The organism is Bacillus sp. SIMBA_074, from assembly GCF_046534555.1.
Lineage (GTDB): Bacteria > Bacillota > Bacilli > Bacillales > Bacillaceae_G > Bacillus_A > Bacillus_A mycoides.
Genome location: NZ_JAWRYM010000638.1, coordinates 1 through 266, shown reverse-complemented (window position 1 = coordinate 266; position 266 = coordinate 1). Strand labels below are relative to the sequence as shown.

Below are 266 nucleotides of genomic sequence, written 5' to 3'. Positions count from 1 at the left end.
ATCCAACTTTTTAGGCCTGGGTATACCCAATAAAATACACGACTGGCTAAAGCCAGATCTACCACCAGCGGAAGCGGTAATGGTTGAGAAACAGGGCAGCGATGTCGCTATACCGGTTGTGTATGGCACCCGGCGCATTGGTGCCATTAAGGTTCACAAATACGTAACTGATGCCAGTGGCGGTGCTGAAAACGAATACCTGCACATTATTGCGGTGCTGTGCGAAGGTGAAATAGACGCCATAACTGAAGTACAGTTTGGCGGCG

General features: G+C 49.6%; 1 protein-coding gene. It reads left to right on the top strand.

Features of this window, described 5'->3' with window-relative positions; all coding sequences use genetic code 11:
- Nucleotides 1-79: 79 nt before the first annotated feature.
- The coding region (locus tag SB773_RS32310) for a hypothetical protein (RefSeq protein WP_410594458.1) at nucleotides 80-266 on the top strand (187 nt) is incomplete at its 3' end.